At 67.7% G+C, this 21,426-nt stretch carries 15 protein-coding genes; 10 read left to right on the top strand and 5 right to left on the bottom strand.

What is annotated here, in order from left to right; genetic code table 11:
* Window positions 1-70: 70 nt before the first annotated feature.
* The 4 genes from ettA (at window position 71) to ACFQGD_RS23550 (ending at window position 10,084) form a co-directional block, all read left to right on the top strand.
* Window positions 71-1,747 carry an energy-dependent translational throttle protein EttA gene (ettA, locus tag ACFQGD_RS23565; protein WP_345394341.1) on the top strand — a complete coding sequence of 559 codons (1,677 nt, stop codon included), beginning with the start codon at window positions 71-73 and terminating at the stop codon, window positions 1,745-1,747.
* A gap of 39 nt (window positions 1,748-1,786) precedes the next feature.
* Window positions 1,787-4,069, top strand: a complete 2,283-nt coding sequence (locus ACFQGD_RS23560; RefSeq protein ID WP_345394338.1) for an ATP-binding protein — start codon at window positions 1,787-1,789, stop codon at window positions 4,067-4,069.
* Window positions 4,070-4,290: 221 nt separating this feature from the next.
* Window positions 4,291-9,294, top strand: a complete 5,004-nt coding sequence (locus tag ACFQGD_RS23555; protein WP_345394335.1) for an NAD-glutamate dehydrogenase — start codon at window positions 4,291-4,293, stop codon at window positions 9,292-9,294.
* A 58-nt stretch (window positions 9,295-9,352) separates the two neighbouring features.
* A complete protein-coding gene (locus ACFQGD_RS23550) occupies window positions 9,353-10,084 on the top strand; it encodes a DUF8010 domain-containing protein (RefSeq protein WP_345394333.1) in 732 nt (243 codons plus the stop codon).
* 10 nt (window positions 10,085-10,094) lie between these two features.
* Here the strand turns inward: ACFQGD_RS23550 and ACFQGD_RS23545 are convergent, their stop codons facing one another.
* The 3 genes from ACFQGD_RS23545 to ACFQGD_RS23535 form a co-directional block, all read right to left on the bottom strand.
* A complete protein-coding gene (locus ACFQGD_RS23545) occupies window positions 10,095-11,720 on the bottom strand; it encodes a glycoside hydrolase family 13 protein (protein WP_390183562.1) in 1,626 nt (541 codons plus the stop codon).
* A 65-nt stretch (window positions 11,721-11,785) separates the two neighbouring features.
* The gene (locus ACFQGD_RS23540; RefSeq protein ID WP_345394327.1) at window positions 11,786-12,178 is read right to left on the bottom strand and encodes a globin; all 393 of its coding nucleotides are present in this window, start codon (window positions 12,176-12,178) and stop codon (window positions 11,786-11,788) included.
* Window positions 12,179-12,232: 54 nt separating this feature from the next.
* Window positions 12,233-13,201, bottom strand: a complete 969-nt coding sequence (locus ACFQGD_RS23535) for a mechanosensitive ion channel family protein (RefSeq protein WP_345394324.1) — start codon at window positions 13,199-13,201, stop codon at window positions 12,233-12,235.
* Between the two features lie 397 nt (window positions 13,202-13,598).
* Here ACFQGD_RS23535 and ACFQGD_RS23530 point away from each other — a divergent pair, with 397 nt between their 5' ends.
* The 3 genes from ACFQGD_RS23530 (at window position 13,599) to ACFQGD_RS23520 (ending at window position 14,929) form a co-directional block, all read left to right on the top strand.
* Window positions 13,599-14,096 (top strand): HNH endonuclease, encoded by a 498-nt coding sequence (locus tag ACFQGD_RS23530; protein WP_390183566.1) that lies wholly within the window; start codon window positions 13,599-13,601, stop codon window positions 14,094-14,096.
* A 112-nt stretch (window positions 14,097-14,208) separates the two neighbouring features.
* Window positions 14,209-14,451: an aa3-type cytochrome oxidase subunit CtaJ gene (ctaJ, locus tag ACFQGD_RS23525; protein ID WP_345394318.1), complete on the top strand. Its 243-nt coding sequence runs from the start codon at window positions 14,209-14,211 to the stop codon at window positions 14,449-14,451.
* A complete protein-coding gene (locus ACFQGD_RS23520) occupies window positions 14,438-14,929 on the top strand; it encodes a DUF5130 family protein (RefSeq protein WP_345394315.1) in 492 nt (163 codons plus the stop codon). Before ctaJ ends, ACFQGD_RS23520 begins: the two co-directional genes overlap by 14 nt.
* Before the next feature lie 165 nt (window positions 14,930-15,094).
* On the opposite strand, the gene pepN is transcribed toward ACFQGD_RS23520, so the two are convergent.
* On the bottom strand, window positions 15,095-17,665 hold the full coding sequence (gene pepN, locus ACFQGD_RS23515) for an aminopeptidase N (RefSeq protein ID WP_345394312.1): 2,571 nt from the start codon (window positions 17,663-17,665) through the stop codon (window positions 15,095-15,097).
* Between the two features lie 162 nt (window positions 17,666-17,827).
* Here pepN and ACFQGD_RS23510 point away from each other — a divergent pair, with 162 nt between their 5' ends.
* The 3 genes from ACFQGD_RS23510 to ACFQGD_RS23500 all read left to right on the top strand — a co-directional run bounded on the left by ACFQGD_RS23510 (window position 17,828) and on the right by ACFQGD_RS23500 (window position 20,645).
* Window positions 17,828-18,433 carry a mycothiol-dependent nitroreductase Rv2466c family protein gene (locus ACFQGD_RS23510; RefSeq protein WP_345394309.1) on the top strand — a complete coding sequence of 202 codons (606 nt, stop codon included), beginning with the start codon at window positions 17,828-17,830 and terminating at the stop codon, window positions 18,431-18,433.
* Between the two features lie 161 nt (window positions 18,434-18,594).
* On the top strand, window positions 18,595-20,040 hold the full coding sequence (locus ACFQGD_RS23505; protein ID WP_345394306.1) for an aldehyde dehydrogenase family protein: 1,446 nt from the start codon (window positions 18,595-18,597) through the stop codon (window positions 20,038-20,040).
* Window positions 20,037-20,645 (top strand): class I SAM-dependent methyltransferase, encoded by a 609-nt coding sequence (locus ACFQGD_RS23500; RefSeq protein WP_345394303.1) that lies wholly within the window; start codon window positions 20,037-20,039, stop codon window positions 20,643-20,645. Before ACFQGD_RS23505 ends, ACFQGD_RS23500 begins: the two co-directional genes overlap by 4 nt.
* Here ACFQGD_RS23500 and ACFQGD_RS23495 read toward each other — a convergent pair.
* Complete coding sequence (locus tag ACFQGD_RS23495) at window positions 20,642-21,349, bottom strand: MBL fold metallo-hydrolase (RefSeq protein ID WP_345394300.1); 708 nt, start codon at window positions 21,347-21,349, stop codon at window positions 20,642-20,644. The genes ACFQGD_RS23500 and ACFQGD_RS23495 overlap by 4 nt on opposite strands.
* Window positions 21,350-21,426: the final 77 nt, after the last annotated feature.

Genomic DNA, 21,426 nt, shown 5'->3' with positions numbered 1-21,426 from the left:
ACGTGCTACAGCCTGTTGAGTTGCCGACCGGCGTCATGTGCCAATACGGACGGCTCTACCATCGTGTGCCATGGCCGAGTTCATCTACACCATGAAGAAGGTGCGCAAGACCGTCGGTGACAAAGTCATCCTCGACGATGTCAGCACCGCGTTCTATCCGGGCGCCAAGATCGGCGTCGTGGGACCGAACGGAGCGGGAAAGTCCACGGTCCTCAAGATCATGGCGGGACTCGACCAGCCGAGCAACGGTGAGGCGTTCATCCAGCCTGGTGCGTCCGTCGGCATCCTGATGCAGGAGCCGCCGCTGAACGAGAGCAAGACGGTGCGCGGCAACGTGGAGGAGGGCCTCGGCGAGATCAAGGTGAAGCTCGACCGGTTCAACGAGATCGCCGAGAAACTCGCCACCGACTACAGCGACGAGCTGATGGAGGAGATGGGCAAGCTCCAGGAGGACCTGGACCACGCCGACGCGTGGGAGCTTGACTCGCAGCTCGAACAAGCCATGGACGCGCTGCGTTGTCCGCCGGGTGACGAGGCCGTCAGTCACCTCTCCGGCGGTGAGAAGCGCAGGGTCGCACTGTGCAAGCTGCTGCTGTCCAAGCCCGATCTGCTACTGCTCGACGAGCCCACCAACCACCTTGACGCCGAAAGCGTGCTCTGGCTCGAGCAGCACCTCGCCGACTACCCGGGCGCCGTCCTCGCCGTCACGCACGACAGGTACTTCCTGGACAACGTGGCTGAATGGATCATGGAGCTCGACCGAGGCAACGTCGCTGGCTACGAGGGCAACTATTCGACGTATCTGGAGAAGAAACGCGAGCGGCTGGAAGTCCAGGGCAAGAAGGACGCCAAGCTCGCCAAGCGGCTCAAGAGCGAGCTCGACTGGGTCCGGTCCGGCGCCAAGGCACGGCAAACCAAGTCCCGCAAACGCCTCGAACGCTACGAGGAGATGGCCGCGGAGGCGGAGAAGACCAAGAAACTCGACTTCGAGGAGATCCAGATCCCGCCGGGGCCTCGGCTGGGCGACGTCGTCGTCGAGGTCAACGACCTGACCAAGGGATTCGACGACAGGACGCTCATCGACGGGCTTTCGTTCACCTTGCCGCGCAACGGCATCGTGGGCGTCATCGGTCCGAACGGTGTCGGTAAGACCACGCTGTTCAAGACCATCGTCGGGCTGGAGGAGCCGGACTCGGGTTCGGTGAAGATCGGCGACACCGTGAAGCTGTCCTACGTGGACCAGACGCGGGCCGGTATCGACCCGGACAAGACGGTGTGGGAGGTGGTCTCCGATCGTCTCGACTACATCCACGTCGGGCAGGTCGAGATGCCGTCCCGCGCCTACGTGAGCGCGTTCGGTTTCAAGGGTCCTGACCAGCAGAAGCCCGCGGGCGTGCTCTCCGGTGGAGAGCGCAACCGGTTGAACCTCGCGATGACGCTCAAACAGGGCGGCAACCTGATCCTTCTCGACGAGCCGACCAACGACCTCGACGTCGAAACCCTCGGCTCGCTGGAGAACGCACTGGAACAGTTCCCCGGCTGCGCGGTGGTCATCTCGCACGACCGCTGGTTCCTCGACCGGGTCGCGACACACATCTTGGCGTGGGAGGGCACTGACGAAAACCCAGCCAAGTGGTTCTGGTTCGAAGGTAACTTCGAGGGCTACGAGAAGAACAAGATCGACCGACTCGGCCCGGAGGCAGCGCGGCCTCATAGGGTGACCTACCGAAAACTGACTCGCGACTGACACGAGCGCGATCGAGTCGATTACATCAGCGGAGGGTTCGTGGCAGCCAGTACGCACAGCCAGGACAGGCGAGCGAGACGCCGCGCGCCTTCCGCTTCGCGGGCCGACGACCCAGCGGAGACGTTGGTTTCCGATGGTCTGCGGCTGATGTTCGGCGCGCCCGAGCTGGCGCTGGTGTTCGGCGAGCGCGCGGCGGCACTCGCCGAGGCGTCCGGGTCGGAGCGGATCTGGGCGTACGCGGAAGGATTGTCGGTGTCGGCGCGGGTCCGGCTCGGGCACCGTGCCGACGTCGTCAACCGGGCGGTCGTCGTGTTGCGGACCGCGGAGGCGGACGGGCACGCCGATCTCGCCGCGCAGATGCGTACCGAGCTGGCGCTGTGCGCGCGCAGCGTCGGCGTTCCCCTGACCGGGCTCGCCGCGCTGCGGCCGGTGCTGGCCGACGAGCATGCGCAGCCGGTGTGCCGGATTGGTGCGCTGCTGCAGTTCGTCGGGTGTATGGCCTCGATCGGACGTAGGAGCGTGCTCGACCGCGCGTTGGAGGAAGCCGACAAGCTGGCGGAATCCGACCCCTTGATCGGAGACGCCGACCGTGTCAGCATGCGCGCGCTCGTTCAAGCGAGGACCGCCGCGCACCTGCGGAGACATGGTGACATCTCGGCGTCGATCGACGCCGCGCGCAACGGTCTCGCCATCGTGGAATCCAGCGATGACGTCCTGGTGGACCACACCCAGATGCGAGTGCGGCTCACCCTCGAGCTGGTGTGTGCGCTCCTTGACCAGGGATCAAGGGAGGATGCGGAGGCGCTCGCGCAGCCGCTGTTCGCCGAGCCGGAGCGGGCGGCATCGATCGCGCCGCTCGCGTGGATGCGGTTGGCCATCGCGACACGGGTGCATCTGTCCTCAGCCGCCCCCGAGATGGCGGGCATGCTGATTCGCGACGCGTTGTATCAGACCCGGCGGCACGATCTGCTCGCGCTGAGTTCGCGACTCTTGCTGGAACTCTCCCACATCGAAGAACAGCTCGGTCGGCCGTCGGAAGCGTTGGCCTGCCTGCGCGAGGCGCGGGTGTGTGAGCACAGCTACGGACGGTTGCGGCGGCAGGCGCTCGGGTTGCTCACGGGCGAGTTCGGCAGGGGAGAGCAGCCTGCCGCTGATTTCAACCGAGCGCTCGCCGAACACGAAGAGCGCGTCGCTCAGCAGCGCAAGAGCCAGTCATCGGGCAAACGCCGCAAGGTCGAGCCGTCAACCGAGGCCACGCAGATGATGCCCGCCGTGACCGCCGAGACACCACCGCCGCGTGGCGAACCAGAGCAGTCCCAGCCTGAGGCGCCGGCGCCCTCGCCGTCGCGATGGGAACCCGCCGCGACGGAAACGGTGGCAGCCGCGGCGCATGTGACCCCGCGATCCACCCCGGAGCCCGCGGCGCACGAAACTCAACCTTCCGTCCCGGAGCCCGCGGCGCCGCCGTCGGCGGCGTGGGAGGCAACGCGGCACCAGGCGGTGCCGTGGGCCAGACACTCGGCGTCGGAGGCAGCGGACGGGGGTGCGCGGCACCAGGCCGAGGGGGCACCGTCGGTGCGGTCCGTGCTGGATCGACTCGGTGTGGCGATGGGATCCGGCGGTAGGCGACACGCGTCCGACAACGAACCGGAGGAGCGTGGCCGGCACGAACAGCCTGACCACGCTTCGGGTGATCATCAGCGGGAACAGCCGCCGACGCATCGGACACGGCCACCGCTGCCGTGGGAGGAGCCCGTACAGGAGCATCCGCACCAAAGCCCGTCGTGGGCCGAGCGATCGGAACGGCCACAGCCCGAGCCTCCGCGAGCGGATCCGTCCGCGAGCCCGGATTGGACCGCGCGACCAGCCCATCCACAGCCCGCCCACGCGGAATGGTCGTGGCGGCCAGACCCACGGCCGGAACCCACGCAGGGGCCCGCGCTGGAAGAAGCACCAACCCAGTACACCGCTCCGTCCGACGTCCAGTCTGGGGCGTCCGCGCCGCCGGAGTCTTGGCTCGAAACGTCGTCCGCCTCCCAGGTCGAGGTTGGCTCGGATACGACGCCTGAACCGGAGCGGGAGAGCGAACCAGAGCCGGCGCCTGAGCCGCAGCCGGCCAGAGAACTCGACAGCGTGCTGGCCGTGTTCAGTAGCTGGGCCAACGGCGACGACGACAACTCGGCGGTGACGCCCCGGGTGCGCAGCAGGCGCTGGCAGCGGAGCGAAACCAGCGGATCGACGAGCGGGCGCCGCGGTGCGAACGGCCACGCCGTCAACGGCGATACCCCGCTGCGCGGCAAACACGGTGGCGGCCCGGTCTGAGACGTAGTGCTGACTCCGGGGAGGACACTGGCCTGGCGGCGGGGCTAGGGTATGTGGCGTCGATCGCAGCGTCGCGGTCCGCTCCCAGCGAGCAGCCGCGCCTGCGTATCAACAGTGGAGTGATGGCGCACGTGCGTGCGGAATGAGATGGGGATGCCGCCGGAGCTCGTCGTCGCTACTGGTGAGCGGCGAGGGGAACGTGGCAGGATGGGAGTGTCGGCATGACCACAGTGGGTAGTTCGCGACAGGTTGCCGGTGGCCTCGTCGAGACCCCATCGTTAGAGCAGCAACGCGACGCCCTCGTCGAGCGTGCGGCAGCGCTGGCGTCCGACATCGCCGACCTGATTCGGCTCTACTACCGTCACGTTCCGCCCGAAGACATCATTGGCACCGACCCCGCTGATCTCGTCGGGGCGGTACGGGCTCACAAGCGGCTCGCGGAGCAGCGCACGCCAGGGGCGCCCGCCGTGTGGATCGGCAAGCCCAACGCGCAGGAGCACGGCTGGTCCAGCGACGGCACCGTCGTCCAGATCGTGACCGACGACATGCCGTTCCTCGTCGACAGTGTGGCCGCCAAGTTCGCCCGCTCCGGGATCGACGTGCAGCGCATCGTGCACCCGATCCTCGTCGTCACGCGCGATGTCACCGGTTCGCTGCGGGAACTGCACCCCACAGCGGACGCCGCCAATCCGCCGGAGGGCGCCGCGACCGAGTCGTGGATCTTCGTCGAACTCGACCGGATGACCGACGCCGAACGCGCGCTGGAGATGGAGAATCGGCTGCACGTCGTCATCAACGACGTCCGCGAGGTTGTGGAGGACTCCGAACGGATGTCGGCGACGGCACTGGACATCGCCGAAGAGTTGGCGACGTCCCCGCCGAACCTGCCCGCTACGGAGGTCAGCGACGGGGAGGCACTGCTGCGCTGGCTGGTGCGGGGGCACTTCACGTTCCTCGGCTACCGGCGTTACGAGGTCATCACCGAAGACGCCGCTGAGGACGGCGGGCAGGATCGCGGAGACGGTGGCGAGAACGACGTCGTAGCGCAGGAGCGGCGTCCCGCGCTACGGGCGGTACTGGCGTCCGGGCTTGGCGTGCTGCGGCAGGACAGCCTCGCCGCGCATGACCTCACCAAAGGGCCGGACACCGCGGAGACGGCATTCGCTCCCACGCTGCTCGTGCTGACACCGGCGAGCGCGCCGTCCACGGTGCATCGCCCCGTGCACCCGTACTACATCGGCGTCAAGATCTTCGACGACGACGGGAACGTGGTCGGGGAGCATCGTTTTCTCGGCATGTTCACGACGTCCGCGCTGCATGAGGACGTGCTCGACATCCCGGTGATCGAGCGCAAGGTCCGCGACGTCATCCACCGCGCGGGTTTCCCGATCGAATCGCACTCCGGTCAAGAGATGCTGGAGGTGCTACAGAGCTGGCCGCGCGCTGAGCTGTTCTCCACCGACCTCGACTCGCTGTATGCCACGGTTACCGGCGCGATCGCGCTGGCCGACCGGCGCAGGCTGCGGGCGTTCCTACGCCGTGACCCGTACGGCCGGTTCTATTCCTGTGTGGTGTTCGTGCCTCGTGACCGGTACTCCACGCAGACACGGCAAGCGATGCAGGAGGTGCTGCGCACCGAGCTGGACGCCGATACCGTCGAGTTCGCCGTGCGCCTCGGCGAGACGCTGTTCGCGCAGGTGCACTTCACCGTCCACACCCAGCCGGAACGGATGATCGAGCCGGACGCGGTGCGGCTGCAAGAATTGCTGAACGACGCCGTGCGCGGCTGGGACGACCGCCTGATCGAGGCGATCCATGCCGAGCGAGTGGCCGCCGGTGACGACGGCTACCGCGACGAGACGTCGTATCAGCTCGGCCAGCGGCTCGCCGGATCGGTTCCCGAGGCGTACAAGGAGGACTTCGACGCCGCCACCGGGCTCGCCGACCTGCGCACCGTCGAGTCGTTGTCCAGCGAGGACGACGTCGCGATGTCGTTCTACGTGCCGGACGAAACCCGGAGCGAGCAGCGCCGGTTCAAGCTGTACCTGCTCGGTGAAGGGGTCACGTTGTCCACGCTGCTGCCGATGCTGCAGAAGATGGACGTCGAGGTCGTCGACCAGCGGCCGTACGAGATCAGCCTCGCCGACGGTAAGCGCGGCTGGATTTACGACTTCGGGCTACGGGTCGACCCGACGGTGCTGGAGCGCTTCGCCGACGAGACCGCGTTGCTCGAGGTGCGCGAACGTTTCCAGGACGCCTTCCGTGCCATGTGGGAGGGCAACGCCGAAGTCGACGGCTTCAACGGGTTGGTGCTGCGCGCCGGGTTGAACTGGCGGCAGGCCGCTGTGCTGCGCGCGTACTCGCGGTACCTGCGCCAGGCGGGCACCCCGTACTCGCAGGAGTACATCGAGGACGCCGTCCTGGCGAACTCGGCGATCTCGGCGGCGCTGGTGCGGCTGTTCGAGGCCAAGTTCGACATCGACACACCCGACGAGGGCCGCACCGAGCGGGTCGACGGCATTGTGACCGAGATCAGCACCATGATCGACGCGGTCGTCAGCCTCGACGAGGACCGCATCCTGCGCAGCCTGCTCGCGGTGATCACCGCGACGTTGCGCACCAACTACTACGTCACCGACGCCGACGGCCAGCCGAGGCCGTACTTGTCGATCAAGCTGGAGCCGGAGGCGGTGCCGGATCTGCCGGAACCGAGGCCGCGCTTCGAGATCTTCGTCTACTCCGCGCGAGTGGAGGGCGTGCACCTGCGGTTCGGGCTGGTCGCGCGCGGTGGGCTGCGCTGGTCGGACCGCAGGGAGGACTTCCGCACCGAGGTGCTTGGCCTGGTCAAGGCGCAGGCGGTGAAGAACGCCGTGATCGTGCCGGTCGGCGCGAAGGGCGGTTTCGTCGTCAAGCGGCCACCGACACCGACCGGCGACCCCGCCGCCGACCGGGAGGCCAGGCAGGCGGAGGGCATCGCCTGCTACCGGATGTTCATCTCCGGCCTGCTCGACCTCACCGACAACCGCAAGGAAGGCGTCACGGTGCCAGCGCCGTCGGTGGTGCGCTACGACGGCGACGACAGCTACCTCGTCGTGGCCGCTGACAAGGGCACGGCCACGTTCTCCGACATCGCCAACGACGTCTCCGCCAGCTACGGCTTCTGGCTGGGCGACGCGTTCGCCTCCGGCGGCTCGGTCGGCTACGACCACAAGGCCATGGGCATCACCGCCAAGGGCGCGTGGGAGTCGGTCAAGCGGCACTTTCGCGAGTTGGGCGTCGACACCCAGCGGCAGGACTTCACGGTCGTCGGCATCGGCGACATGGGCGGCGACGTCTTCGGCAACGGCATGCTGTTGTCCGAACACATCCGCCTGGTGGCGGCGTTCAACCACCTGCATATCTTCCTCGACCCCAACCCGGGCGACACTGTTGCCGCTTTCCGGGAGCGGGAGCGACTGTTCGCGCTGCCCCGGTCGTCGTGGGAGGACTACGACACAACGCTGATCAGCGAAGGCGGCGGGGTGTACTCGCGCAGCGCGAAGTCGGTGCCGATCACGCCGCAGGTGCGCGAGGCGCTGGGCATCGCGGACGGCGTCACGAAGCTGACGCCGAACGAGCTGATCCGCGCGATCCTGCTCGCCCCGGTCGACCTGCTGTGGAACGGCGGTATCGGCACCTACGTCAAGGCGTCCACCGAGAGCCACGCCGATGCCGACGACAAGACCAACGACCCGCTGCGCGTCAACGGCAAGGACCTGCGGGTCAACGTCGTCGGTGAGGGCGGCAACCTCGGGCTGACCGAACGCGGCAGGATCGAGTTCGCCCGCAACGGCGGCAAGATCAATACCGACGCGCTGGACAACTCGGCGGGCGTCGACTGCTCCGACCACGAGGTCAACATCAAAATTCTGCTTGAGCAGCTGATCGACGAAGGGCACCTTGACACCGAGAATCGGGTGCCGCTGCTGGAGTCGATGACCGACGAGGTCGCCGAGCTGGTGCTGGCCAACAACTACCGGCAGAACGCCGTGCTCGGTATCTCCAGGGTGCACGCCCCGGCGATGACGTCAGTTCACCAGCGGCTCGTGTCGTACCTCGAGACCAAAGCGGGGCTTGATCGTGAGCTGGAGGCACTGCCGACCAACGAGGAGTTCAAGGAGCTGGACAAGGCGGGGCAGGGACTGACCTCGCCGGAGCTGGCCACGCTGCTGGCCCACGTCAAGCTGGATCTCAAGGACGAACTGCTCGACAGCGATCTACCCGACCAGGAGGTGTTCCTGCGGATACTGCCGGACTACTTCCCGACACCGCTGCGTGACCGGTTCCAGAAGCAGATCCTCGATCACCCGCTGAATCGGCAGATCGTGACCACCCAGGTCGTCAACGAAGTCGTCGGCGGCGCGGGGCTCACGTATGCCTACCGGCTCACCGAGGAGTTGAACGCGACCGCGACCGACGCGGTACGGGCTTTCACCGTGGCCACCGCGGTGTTCGACTTGCGAGACATCTGGCAGCAGGTCGACGCGCTCGACGCCGACGTCGCGACGGAGGACGCCGACGCCGTGGTGCTGGAAACCCGCAGGTTGCTGGACCGGGCCTCGCGCTGGTGGCTGACCAACCGGCCGCAACCGCTCGCCGTCGGCGCGGAAATCAACCGGTTCGCCGACGTCGTCTCGGAGCTGATGCCTCGGGTGGCGGGCTTCCTGCGTGGCGCGCAGGCCGAGTCGGTCGACGTCAAGCGCGACGAACTCGCGGGCAAGGGCCTGCCCGCCGACCTCGCCGACCGGATGGCTGTGCTCCTGCACACCTACGGCCTGCTGGATGTCATCGAGGTGGCGGAATTGGCGGAGCACGAGGTAGGGCTGAGCAAGGAGCGCAGCCCGCACGAGACCGCCGAGCTGTACTACGCGCTGTCCGCGCACCTTGGCATCGACGCCATGCTGACCTCGGTGAGCGCGCTGGAGCGAGGCAACCGCTGGCACGCGCTGGCGCGCCTGGCGTTGCGCGACGACATCTACCAGTCACTGCGGATGATCACGCTCGACGCACTGCGGCACTGCGACCCGGACGACCAGGTCGACGACAAGATCGCTGAGTGGGAAACCGTCAACGCGTCCCGTCTCGCTCGGGCCCGCGTCACGCTGGACGAAATCCATCGCTCGGGACGTCTCGACCTGGCGACGCTGTCCGTCGCGGCACGGGAGTTGCGCAGCATGGCGCGGTGAGTGACGTGACGTCGACCCAAGGCGTCATTCATCCCATCGCGCTGCGTACGGTAGAGATGTGACAGAACTACGAGTTGCCGACGCAGCGGAGCGGGAGAATCTGGCCGCATTCGTCGCCCGCGCTGTGCGCCTCGACGGGCAGGCCGTCGTGCGGTTGCGGCAGCGGGAGACGGTGTCCGGTGTGCTCGATGCGTGGACGATGACGCCGTTCGACGTCCTCGCGACCAGGGGTGTGCGTGGGAAGATCGAGCCACGCGACGTCACGGTGTCTGGCAACGAACTGCTCGCCGCGCTCACCGTGGCCGGTGGCGAGCTGATGGATCCAGGGCCGTCGCGGGACCTGCTGTGGCGCTCCGACCTGCCTACGTCAGGTGCGTGGCAGCATGTGGATGACTTGCCGACGTCCGTGGTGACCGAGGTGACCGAGCGCGGCGTTGAGGTCGCGCGAGACAACGTCGGTCCGCAGGGCACCCCGCCCGCGTCGTTGTTGGACCAGCCGGTGCTGACCGTCAGCAACGACGACTTCGATCTCAAGGTGCAGCTGCGGTGCTTGTTCGCGCTGTCCGGCATGGGCTTCACCGGCGTCAGCGGCGATGGCCCGGAGGAGGGCTCTGCCGAAGGCGCGGCGGAGAGCTACGGCGAAGGCTCCAGTGGGACCAGTGCCGCCACGGGCGGTGGCTCGGCGGGCGAGGTCGTGCGGGTCAGCGCCACGGACTCCTGGTTGCGCATGGATGCCCGCTACGGTGCCGTGCTCCGTCGCAGGCACGCGCTGCTCCCACTGGTGTTCTAGCGAGCGACCGCTACGCCAACCACGCCGCCGCGTCGGACGGCAGCTTCCCGTCCACCAGCGGTGCGCTGGAGAGCAGCAGGTCGCCGGGTGGCAGGTCGACCGGTGAGCCGGAAGTGTTCAGCACGCACACCACGCCGGACTCGTCGTCCTCACCGGCGAGATCGGCACGGCGGAACGCGAAGCATCCCGCGGGTGCGCCATACCACTCGATGCCGTCGCCGCTGAAGGCCGCGTGGGTGTGGCGTAGCTCGATCGCGGCTCGGTACAGCGACAATGTCGAGTCCGGGTCCTCCAGCTGTGCCTCCACCGTGCGATCCGCCCAGTGCGCTGGCATCGGCAGCCAGGTCTGCTCGTTGGGGGAGAAGCCGAACGGGGGCGCGGTGCCTTCCCATGGGATCGGTGCCCGCGCCACGTTGCGGTTGTAGCCGCTGTCGTCCTTGGCGCGGGGCTCCTGTCCGACGCCCGGCGGAAGGTCGACGTTGTCGAGCCCCAACTCTTCGCCGTTGTAGAGATACACCGCCCCCGGCAGCGCCAGCTCGACCAGCAGCATCGCCCGCGCGCGCCGAAGTCCGGCCTCGTCACCGCCGTACCGGCTGACCTGTCGCCAGAGGTCGTGGTTGCCCAGCGCCCATGTCGCGGGCGCGCCCACCCGGTGCGGCACGGCCAGCGACCGATCGATCGCGGCACGGAGCGTGTCGGCGTCGAAATGCGTTAGCGCGAGACGAAAGTTGAAGCCCAGATGCAGTCTGCCCGGCTCAAGGTAGCGGGCGAGCAGGTTGTCGTCGAACGTCCACAGTTCGCCCGTCGCCACCGTGCCTGGATACTCCTCCAAAACGGATCGGAAGAACGCGTGGATGTCAGCGAGGCCCTCGTTGTCGAACCGAGGGTCGGCGTAGTCATGTGGGCCGATGGCCTGCGCGGCCCGCGGGTCCATATCGGGCAGGTCGTGCGGCTTCGCCATGCCATGCGCCACGTCGATACGAAAGCCGTCCACGCCCCGATCCAGCCAAAACCGCATGGTCCGCTCGACGTCCTGCCGCACCTCGGGGTTGTGCCAGTTGAGGTCAGGCTGTTCTGGTGCGAACAGGTGCAGGTACCACTGGCCGTCCTCCACCCTGGTCCAGGCAGGCCCGCCGAAGGCGCTCACCCAATTGTTCGGTGGCCGCTCCCCATGGTCGCCGGTGCCCTCGCGAAAGATGTAGCGGTCGCGCTCGGGGCTTCCCCTGCCAGCGGCCAGGGCTGCCGCGAACCACGGATGCTGATCGCTTGTGTGGTTGGCCACCAAATCGATGGTCACCTTGATGCCGTGCTCATGTGCTTCAGCGAGTAGCGCGTCGAACGTCTCCAGGTCCCCGAACAGCGGATCGACGTCACGCGGATCGGCGACGTCGTAGCCGTTGTCGACCATCGGTGACCGGTAGAACGGCGTCAACCACAGCGCGTCGATGCCCAGCAGCTCAAGGTAGCCGAGCCGGGATCGCACACCTTCGAGGTCGCCGATCCCGTCGCCGTTCGAGTCGGCGAACGAGCGCACGTATACCTGGTAAAAGACCGCGTCGCGCCACCACGACGCCGGTCTCGCCGCGTCGTCGTCCCGTTCTGCCGCGTGGGCCTCGCTTCTCACCCCTCGTCCCATAGCTGGTTATCCTGCCATCCGGCCCCGACAGGAGCGCAGCGCGGTTGCTGGGTGTCGTCGACTGGCTACACCCAGCTGTTCACCAGGCTGTTGGCCGCCATTTCGAGGTAGGACCACAGCTGCTGCCGGTAGGGCTCCTCAAGGCCGGCCTCGTCGACGGCGATCCGCATGCAGCGCAGCCAGGCGTCCCGCTCGATCGGGCCGATGGAGAACGGCGCGTGCCGCATCCGCAGCCTGGGGTGACCCCGCTGATCGGAGTAGGTGTGCGGGCCACCCCAATACTGCATCAAGAACAGCCGCAGCCGTTCCTCCGCCGGTCCGAGATCCTCTTCGGGATAGATCGGCCGGAGCACCTCGTCGCCCGCGACCTCCTCGTAGAACCGCCCGACGATCTTGCGGAAGGTTTCCTCACCGCCGACCGCGTCGTAGAACGTCTCCGGCGCCTGCTCAGTACTCACGTCCACATCCTGCCTGTCGTCTCCGACCTGGACCAAACCATGTAGCCGACCGACTTACTCCGTCGTCTCGCTGCCGAGTAGCAGCGGCAGCGGATTCTCGAACCCAGCGTCGGACAGCGCCGCCAGGATCTTGCCTCGGAGTGTCCGCTGCACCGCCCACTGCTTGCCCGGCCGCACCTTGAGGGTGAGCCGGATGTAGACCGCCTGCACTGTGATCTTGTCCACGCCGAGCACGTTGGGTTGCTCGAGGGCGTCCTCCGACACCGGGGGCTCGCTGGTGACCTCGGTCGCGGTTTGCGAGATGAGCCTGGTTGCGTGCTCGATGTCGGCGCTGTGCGCGAGCGGGATGTCGATGACGGCGACCGAGTGGTCCTGGCTGAAGTTGCCCACCCGCATGATTTCGCCATTGCGGACATACCAGACCGTGCCGTCCAGCGCCCTCACCGTGGTGATGCGTAGCCCGACCGTCTCCACGACACCGATGGCCTCGCCGAGGTCGACGACGTCGCCGACGCCGTACTGGTCCTCGAGCATCATGAAGATCCCGGACAGGAAGTCCTGCACCAGACTCTGCGCGCCGAAGCCGAGAGCGACACCGACGATGCCCGCCGACGCGATCAGCGGCCCGACGGCGATGCCGAGCTCGGCGAGGATCTCGATCACGGCGATGCCGAGCACGAGGAATGTGGTGATCGACTTCAGCACCGACCCGATGGTCTCGGCGCGCTGCCTGCTGCGTTCGATCGTCTCGATGGAGAGCGGGCCGTTCGTGCGATTGCGCAGCGGCCTGAGCAGCGCCGGGTGCTTGCCGTCGCCCGGCGCCTTGGTGAGCTTGTCGATCAGCTTCCTGATCAGGAACCGGATCAGGAACGCGATGAGAAGAATCAGGATGATCTTGAGCGGCTTGGCGACCAGCCAGTCCGCTGAAGCGGCGAGCCACTCGTTGCCAGTCAGCTTATAAACTTGCTGGCACCAGGTTCCTTCTTCGGATGCGCAGTCGGGCGCGCTAGGCAGCGGTAGCACAGCGTGGCTTCCCCGTTCCTTGTCCGTTGGTCTCGTTGTTGCAACGCTGTCTCGTAACACATCCTGAATTGGACGTGCTTTTCAGGTGCAATCGTGGTCGACTATGCCTGCACGACACCCTAGGCGGTCGGCCACGATGGGTCTCGAAGGCCACGTCCGGTCTTCGCCTGGGTGTGGATGCTCGCGACACGCTGGAGGTAGCCGAGTGCCGGACCGACATCCGATACCGATAGGTAGCCCCGCCCATGCTACGGACACGGCGATGGGCGGGGAGATGGCGACCATGCCGCCGCCCGCACGACGCAATCGACGCCCAGGGCGCATCGCACGCGGGCATGCCCGCAGACTCGCGCGCGATCACGGCGGCACCGTGCCTGCCTTCGGTCGCAGTCGTGTCCTGCTACTGAACGCCACATTCGAGCCGTTGACCGCGCTGCCGCTGCGCCGTGCCGTCGTGCTCGTGGTGTGTGGCAAGGCGGAAGTCGTGCACGGCGATCCCTCCGGACTGCTGCTGCACTCCGCGACGGTAACCGTGCCGGTGCCCTCAGTGATCCGGCTCAACAACTACGTCCGTGTGCCCTATCGCGGCATGGTGCCGCTGACCAGAGCGGGACTGATGCATCGCGACCGGTACCGCTGCGCCTACTGCGGAGCCAAGGCCGAGACGATCGACCATGTCGTGCCCCGCAGTCGTGGCGGGCAGCACACCTGGGAGAACTGCGTCGCATGCTGCACGAAATGCAACCACCGCAAAGCTGACCGACTGCTCAGCGAGCTCGGCTGGACGTTGCGGGACAGGCCGCAGGCCCCGCGAGGGCCGTACTGGCGGTTGCTCGCCCAGGTCAACGATGCCGATCCGGAGTGGCGCTTCTACCTGGGCGACGCCGTGGCGTGAGCCTGGCCTCAACCGCGCTGGAGTCGGTGCGCGGCCCTGCTCGGCCACGTCGTTCTCGTGTGAGGGCGCACCGGCGGAGTTCGTGCCAACCGGCGTTCGGTACCGTACGCGTGTGAGCGTGATCGAAACCATCCTGGTGTTCGTGGTGATACCCGCCGTGATCTACGGCCTGCTCGGCGTGCTGTCGATGCGGTCGAAGTTCGCCGCGGCACCGCGGTACCGGCCCGGGCAAGAGTGGGACCACCCACCCGTCTGGTGGAGCGCCAACCCGCAAGGGCTCGACACCACCCGCACGCATGCGGACGCCGGTGACGAGGAAGCCACCCCAGTAGGAGGTGCCAGTGGGCGCTGGTGAGCTGACAGCTGACAGAACGCGGTCGCGGGACGAGCAGGAGCTGGAACCCGGCGCCGTCGTGACGCTGTCCGGCAGGGTCTCCGCGGCCAAGATGTACGACCCGAACAAGCCCAAGGGGCCGTTCACCGCGACGCATCTCGCGCGCCTCGACGAAGCCCTGACGCTGGCGAGCCGGGACACCGGTCTCGACTTCAGCGTCTACATCGGTGCGCTCGGCAAGGACAGCCGTGCCGAGGCGGAGCGGTTGTTCCGCCGCATCGGACCGCGTGGCAGGGAGTCGGTGCTCATCGCTGTCTCGCCGGGTGAGCGCGTCGTCGAGTTGGTGACGGGTGAGATCGCCGAGCATCGGCTGTCGCAGCGCGGCGGGAAGTTGGCCGTGATGAGTATGGTCGCCTCGTTCAAGGAAGGTGACCTCATCGGCGGGCTGATCAGCGGCCTGCGCATGCTGGACGAGCAGGCAGGGGCGCCGCCGGAGTAGGCCCGTCGCGTCGAGTCCTGCGCGTGGCGTGAGTTGATCTGAAGACGTTGTGGTCGTCATAGCAACCACAACGTCTTCAGATCAACTTCTCTGGAGAGCCGCCCACGCACGACAACGCCCCGCCGACGCACCCGATGGTGCCTCGGCGGGGCGTTTGTCGTGCCTTTAGTCCTGGTCGAACTCCCGGGCGGCGAGTGCGCGGACGATCCCGGCCGTGCCCTCGCTGACGAGCCTCCGCAACGCGGCTGGGTGGTCGCCGTCCAGCCAGGTGTCCGCCGCCTCGATGCTGGCCTTGTCCACCGACCACGACGGGTACATGCCGACCGCCACCGGCTGTGCCCGCTCAGAGGAACGCCGTTGCCACACGTCGTCGATCTCGGCGAAGTAGCGCTCCACGTACGGCTCGAGCAGATGCTTCTGCGCCGGGTGGCTGAAGCCGGTGATGACCTCGTCGTTGAGGGCGTTGGGCAGCTCATCGTCGTGCACCGCCCGCTGCCAGGCCTGCTCCTTCGCCTCCGGTGTCGGCCGCAGTGCGCGTGCCCGCTCGGCGTGACGCTGGCCGGTTGAGGTGTTGTCCCTGGCCAGCTCGGCGTCGATCTCGGCATCCGCCGCTTTGCCGTGTGCGACCAGCGCGAACAGCAATCGCCACCGTAGGTCGGTGTCCACCGTCAGGCCAGGCAGCTGCTCCGAGCCGTCCAGCAGCCCGCTGAACAGTGAGAGCGCGTCGTCGCCGAGCACGGAGTTGGTCAGCGCGTTGACGAACGCGAGTTGGTGGTCCGAGCCAGCCTCGGCCGACCGCGCCAGTTCCATCAGCCGGGAGGTGAACGACGGCCAGCCGGTTTCGCTCGCCCAGGACGGCGTCGCGTACGAGTTCAGCGCCGCCTGCGCTTGCATCAGCACCCGTTGCACCACGCCAACCTCGGCCTCGGCGTGGATGCCCCGGTTGACCAGCGTGACGAAGTCGCGGGCCTTCAGCTCGGCCTCGCGGGTCATCTCCCACGCCGCCGACCAGCACAGCGTGCGCGGCAGCGGCTCGTCGATGTCCGCGATCCGGTCGATCAGCGTGACCAGCGAGTCCCGGTCCAGGCGCATGGCGCAGTAGGTCAGATCGTCGTCGTTGACCAGCACCAGCTTGCCCCGCGGCACGCCGACGAGCGAAGGCGCCTCGGTGCGCTCCCCGCTGACGTCAAGCTCCTCGCGGTGGATGCGGACCAGTTTGCCGCCCGACTCCGGCGTCTCGTCGTACACACCGACGGCGACCCGATGGGTGCGGTACTCGCCCTCACCCGGCTTGGCGCCGCCCTGCAGGATCGCGAACTCGGTGAACCGGCCATCGTCATCGACCTTGAACGACGGCCGCAGCGAGTTCAGCCCCGTCGTCTCCAGCCACTGCGCGCTCCACCAGGACAGGTCCCGGCCGGACGCCTCCTCCAACGCGGCGAGCAGGTCGGCGAGGGTGGCGTTGCCCCAGGCGTGCCGGTCGAAGTACACCTTCAAGCCAGACAGGAAGTTCTCCAACCCGACGTAGGCGACGAGCTGTTTGAGGACGCTGGCGCCCTTGGCGTAGGTGATGCCGTCGAAGTTGACCTCGACCGCTTGCAGGTCGGGGATGTCGGCGGCGACCGGGTGTGTCGAGGGCAGCTGGTCCTGCCGGTACGCCCACGACTTCTCGATGTTGGCGAACGACGTCCACGCGTGCTTGTACTCCGTGGCTCCCGCCTGGCTGAGCACGCTGGCGAAGGTCGCGAACGACTCGTTCAGCCATAGGTCGTCCCACCAGCGCATGGTGACCAGGTCGCCGAACCACATGTGCGCCATCTCGTGCAGGACCGTCTCGCAGCGACGCTCGTAGGCGTAGCGGGTGACGCGGCTACGGAAGACGTAGTCCTCGCGGAACGTCACCGCGCCCGCGTTCTCCATCGCACCGGCGTTGAACTCCGGCACGAACAGCTGATCGTACTTGCCGAACGGGTAGGTGACGCCGAAGTTCTTGTGGTAGAAGCCGAAACCCTGTTTGGTCTCGGTGAACAGCCGGTCGGCGTCCATGTACTCGGCCAGCGACGCGCGGCAGTAGATGCCGAGCGGGATCGTGGTGTGCTCATCCGAGAATTCGTCGCGCCACTCCGCGTACGGGCCGGCCACCAGCGCTACCAGGTACGTCGAGATGCGCGCTGACTCGGCGAACACCGTGCGTGTCGCCCCCTCCGGCGTGGTCGACGTCGACTCGATCGGCGCGTTGGAGATGACCTTCCAGTTGCTCGGCGCGGTCACGGTCAGCCGATACACCGACTTGAGATCCGGCTGGTCGAAGCAGGCGAACATGCGTTTCGCGTCGGCGGTCTCGAACTGGCTGTAGAGATACACCTCGCCGTCGACGGGGTCGACGAAACGGTGCAGCCCCTCGCCGGTGTTCATGAACGCGCACTCGGCGTGCACGGTCAGCTCGTTGTCCTGCTTGAGATTCGCCAGCGCGATGCCGTTGTCCTCGACGTAGTCGGAGACGTCGAGCGAGACGCCGTTGAGGGTGGCCGCGTGGACGGTGGGGCCGACGATGTCGACGAACGTCGCCGCACCAGGCTCGGCCGCGGTGAACGTGACGGTGGTTTTCGAGTCGAACGTCGCTTCACCGGGGCCACCCGCCCCATCGGTGAGATCGAGCTCGATGTCATACGAAGTCACGTCGAGCAGCTCCGCGCGGCGGATCGCTTGCTCCTGCGTCAGGTTTGGGGCGGCCACTACTACCTCAGCTGAGTCGGGTTCTTGGTCCTGTCACTGCACGCATCAAATCATGAAGTGTGACGTTCTCGCGCCAACGTGGGGAACAAGTTCGCCACTGTCGTGGTTGGGCACGAATAGTGAGTACAACTCGGTTGACGCCGAGGGGAAGGAGAGAATTCCGTGGCGCCGACGAAGGTGGAGATCTACGTCGATCCGTTGTGCCCGTTCGCGTGGATCACGTCCCGATGGTTGTTTGAGGTCGAGCAGTTACGCGACATCGACCTCACGTTCGGTGTGATGAGCCTCGTGCTGCTCAACCGCGATCGGGACGACATCTCGGATGAGTACCGGCAGCGGCTGGAGACGGCGATGGGGCCGGTGCGGGTCGCGATCGCCGTCGAACAGCGACTCGGGCAGCGGGGACTACGGGACTTCTACCTCGCGTTCGGTACGCGCAAGCACAACAAGGGTATCGACGACCAGGCGCTGGTCATCGACGAGGCGCTCGCCGAGATCGGCGCGCCGGAACTGGCCGCGGCCGCGACGTCGACCGAGTACGACGAGGCGCTGTCCGAGAGTCACCACCGGGGCATGGACCCCGTCGGCCAGGACGTCGGCACCCCCACCATTCACGTCGACGGTGTGGCGTTCTTCGGCCCGGTGCTTGGCTCTGTCCCGCGCGGCGAGGACGCGGTCAAGGTGTTCGATGGCGCCCGACTGCTCGCGGGCTATCAGGACTTCTTCGAGCTGAAGCGGACCCGCACCGGCGAGCTGAAGTTCGACTGACCAACCGGCCACCCGGCGCTGGGTGCCGCGTGTCGCGCCGAGCTTTGCGCGACGTGCACGAACGCCGCTGTGCTACTTGCCCAAGACGCAGGGTGAGCGGCCAGGCCGTGCGTTTCGTGTGCCATGGTTGAGACGACCCGCATCGAGGACAAGGAGGCCCCATGGCCGCGCCCGCGACCACTCGTACCGGACATCTGATCAACGGCACGACCAGCTACGGCGACGAGAACGACGTCATCGAGGTGCTGAACCCGGCGACCGAACAGGTCATCGGGACGGTCCCGGCGGGAACCCAGGCAGACGTCGACGCTGCGGTCGCCGCCGCCCGCGCGGCGTTCCCAGCCTGGGCGGACACACCGGCCGAGGAGCGCGCCGCCGTGGTGCGGCGGATCTCGGAGGGCATCACCGCACGTCGTGACGAGATCGCGCGGCAGATCAGTGCCGAGGTCGGTGTCCCGATCACGTTCGCCACCAAGGTGCAGGCGACTCTGCCCGCCGCGACGTCCGCCGGGGTGGCCGACCTGATCTCGTCCGGCGAGTTCGCATTCACCGAGGAGATCGGCAACTCGCTGGTCGTGCGCGAGCCGATTGGCGTCGTCGGTGCGATCACGCCGTGGAACTACCCGCTGCACCAGATCATGGCCAAGCTCGCGCCCGCGTTGGCGACCGGCTGCACCGTGGTGCTCAAGCCGAGCGAGGTCGCGCCGCTCAACACCGCCATCCTCGCGGAGATCCTGACGGAGGCGGGCGTGCCTAACGGCGTGGTCAACATCGTGCACGGCACCGGACCGGTCGTCGGGGCGGCGATCTCCGAACACCCAGACGTCGACATGGTGTCATTCACCGGCTCTACCCGTGCGGGTCGGGCGGTCTCGGCGGCGGCGTCCGAGACGATCAAGCGGGTCGCGCTGGAGCTGGGCGGCAAGTCGGCCAACGTCGTCCTGGACGATCTCGACGAGGCTGGTCTGGCCAAGGCGGTCAAGCTCGGCGTCGCCAACGCCTTCATCAATGGTGGCCAGAGCTGCAACGCCTGGACGCGGATGCTCGTGCCTGCCTCGCGGCACGACGAGGCGGTGGAGCTGGCGGTGGCGGCCGCGGCGAAGTACGTGCCCGCTGACCCGTCGGATCAGGCGACGCGGCTCGGCCCGATGGTCAACGAGCAGCAGCGCGACAGAGTGGTCGGTTTCATCCGCGCGGGCGCCGAGGCGGGCGCGACGTTGGCCTGTGGCGGCCCCGAAAAGCCGGATGACCTGGACGAGGGGTTCTACGTGCGCCCGACGGTGTTCGCCGGGGTCACCGAGGACATGGCGATCGCGCAGGAGGAGATCTTCGGCCCGGTGTTGTCGGTGATGCCATACGACGACACCGACGACGCGGTGCGGATCGCGAACAACTCGCTGTATGGCTTGGCGGGCGCGGTGTTCTCCGACTCGGACGAGCGCGCGCTTGAGGTTGCCAAGAGGCTGCGTACCGGCCAGGTCGACATCAACGGCGGGTCGTTCAACCCGCTCGCCCCGTTCGGCGGCTACAAACAGTCCGGTAACGGACGCGAGTTCGGCGCCTACGGCATCGAGGAGTTCCTCGAGGTCAAGTCGATTCAACGATGACTCGCTGGACGGACATGACTGGTGCCCCGCGCGGCGCGGACTACGCTTCTCGGTTCGCTGAGCTGGAGGCCAAAGGCGAAGAGGTGCACGGCGAGGCCCGCCTGTGCGCATCTCTAGTCTCGGCGGGTGCGCGGGTGTTGGACGCCGGGTGCGGCACCGGTCGTGTCGCGCAGTGGCTGCACCGCAACGGCTTCGAGTGCGTCGGCGTCGACGTCGATGAGGCGATGCTGGCCGAGGCACGTCGTGCCGCGCCGGATATCCGGTGGATTCAAGCGGACCTCGCCACGTTGGATCTCGCTGAGCACGGGCTCGCTGGGGCGTTCGACCTGGTGGTGTGCGCGGGGAACGTCATTCCGCTGGTCGCGGCGGGCACCGAGCCGACCGTGGTCGCCACCCTGGCTGACGCGCTCCGTCCGGGCGGGCTGCTGGTGACTGGTTTCGGTCTGGACGCGGCGCATCTGCCGCTGGCCGAGGCCCCGGTGACGCTGGCCGATTACGACGCCTGGTGCGCCGACGCCGGGCTCAGCCTGCGGGACCGCTTCGCCACGTGGGACGGCGATTCGTACGACGGTGGCGGCTACGCCGTAAGCGTGCACCGCCGCTAACCGCCGTACTGGCTGGCGAGCTCGTCACGTTGCCGGGTGACGAACGCGGCGTCGACGGGATCACCGTGTCCGGGCACGACGACGTCGGGTTCCAGCGCGAGGACGGCGTTGAGCGTTCGGGGCCACTCGGTCGGGTAGGCGTCCTCCCCGACCGAGGGCGGTGCGCCTTGCTCGACGAGGTCCCCGGCGAACACCACGCCCGCGTCAGGCACGTGCACCACGACGTCGCCCGCCGTGTGGCCCCGGCCGGGGTGCAGCAGCGTCACCGAGCGCCCACCCAGGTCGACGTCCACTCGATCGGGGACGTCGTTCGTCGGGAGTACCACCCGTGCGGCGTCGAGGTCAGTCGCCAGGTTCGGCTTGCCCTGCTCGCGGTAGTACCGCGCCCACTCGGCGCGCTGCGCTTCGGTGTCAGTGCGGATCGCTTCCCGGCAGCGCGGGTGCGCCCACGCTGGGCACGGCAGGAACGCGGCGGTGCCGAGGAAGTGGTCCCAGTGCGCGTGCGTGATGACGACGTCCCATGGCAGTGACGTCACCGAGCGGATCGCGGCGGCGAACTCCGCGCCGTGCACCTCATCCCGCCCGGAGTCAACCACCAGACACCGCTCGGTGGCGACGATCAACCCCAACGTCTGGTCCAGCTCGCTGTAGCGCCGGGCGTACACGCCGTCACCGAGTTCGATCCATCGTCCGTCATCTGCCACGGTGCGCAGCGTAAGCCACCCCACATGCCGCCGGAGCCGTCGCGCACCGCGATCCGCCAGATGGCAGACTTACGTGA

Origin of the sequence: Haloechinothrix salitolerans (assembly GCF_042662605.1) — a bacterium.
In the GTDB taxonomy this organism is placed as follows: domain Bacteria; phylum Actinomycetota; class Actinomycetes; order Mycobacteriales; family Pseudonocardiaceae; genus Haloechinothrix_A; species Haloechinothrix_A salitolerans.
Note: the sequence above shows the minus strand (reverse complement) of the source record. Positions and strands in the feature narration are given on the sequence as shown.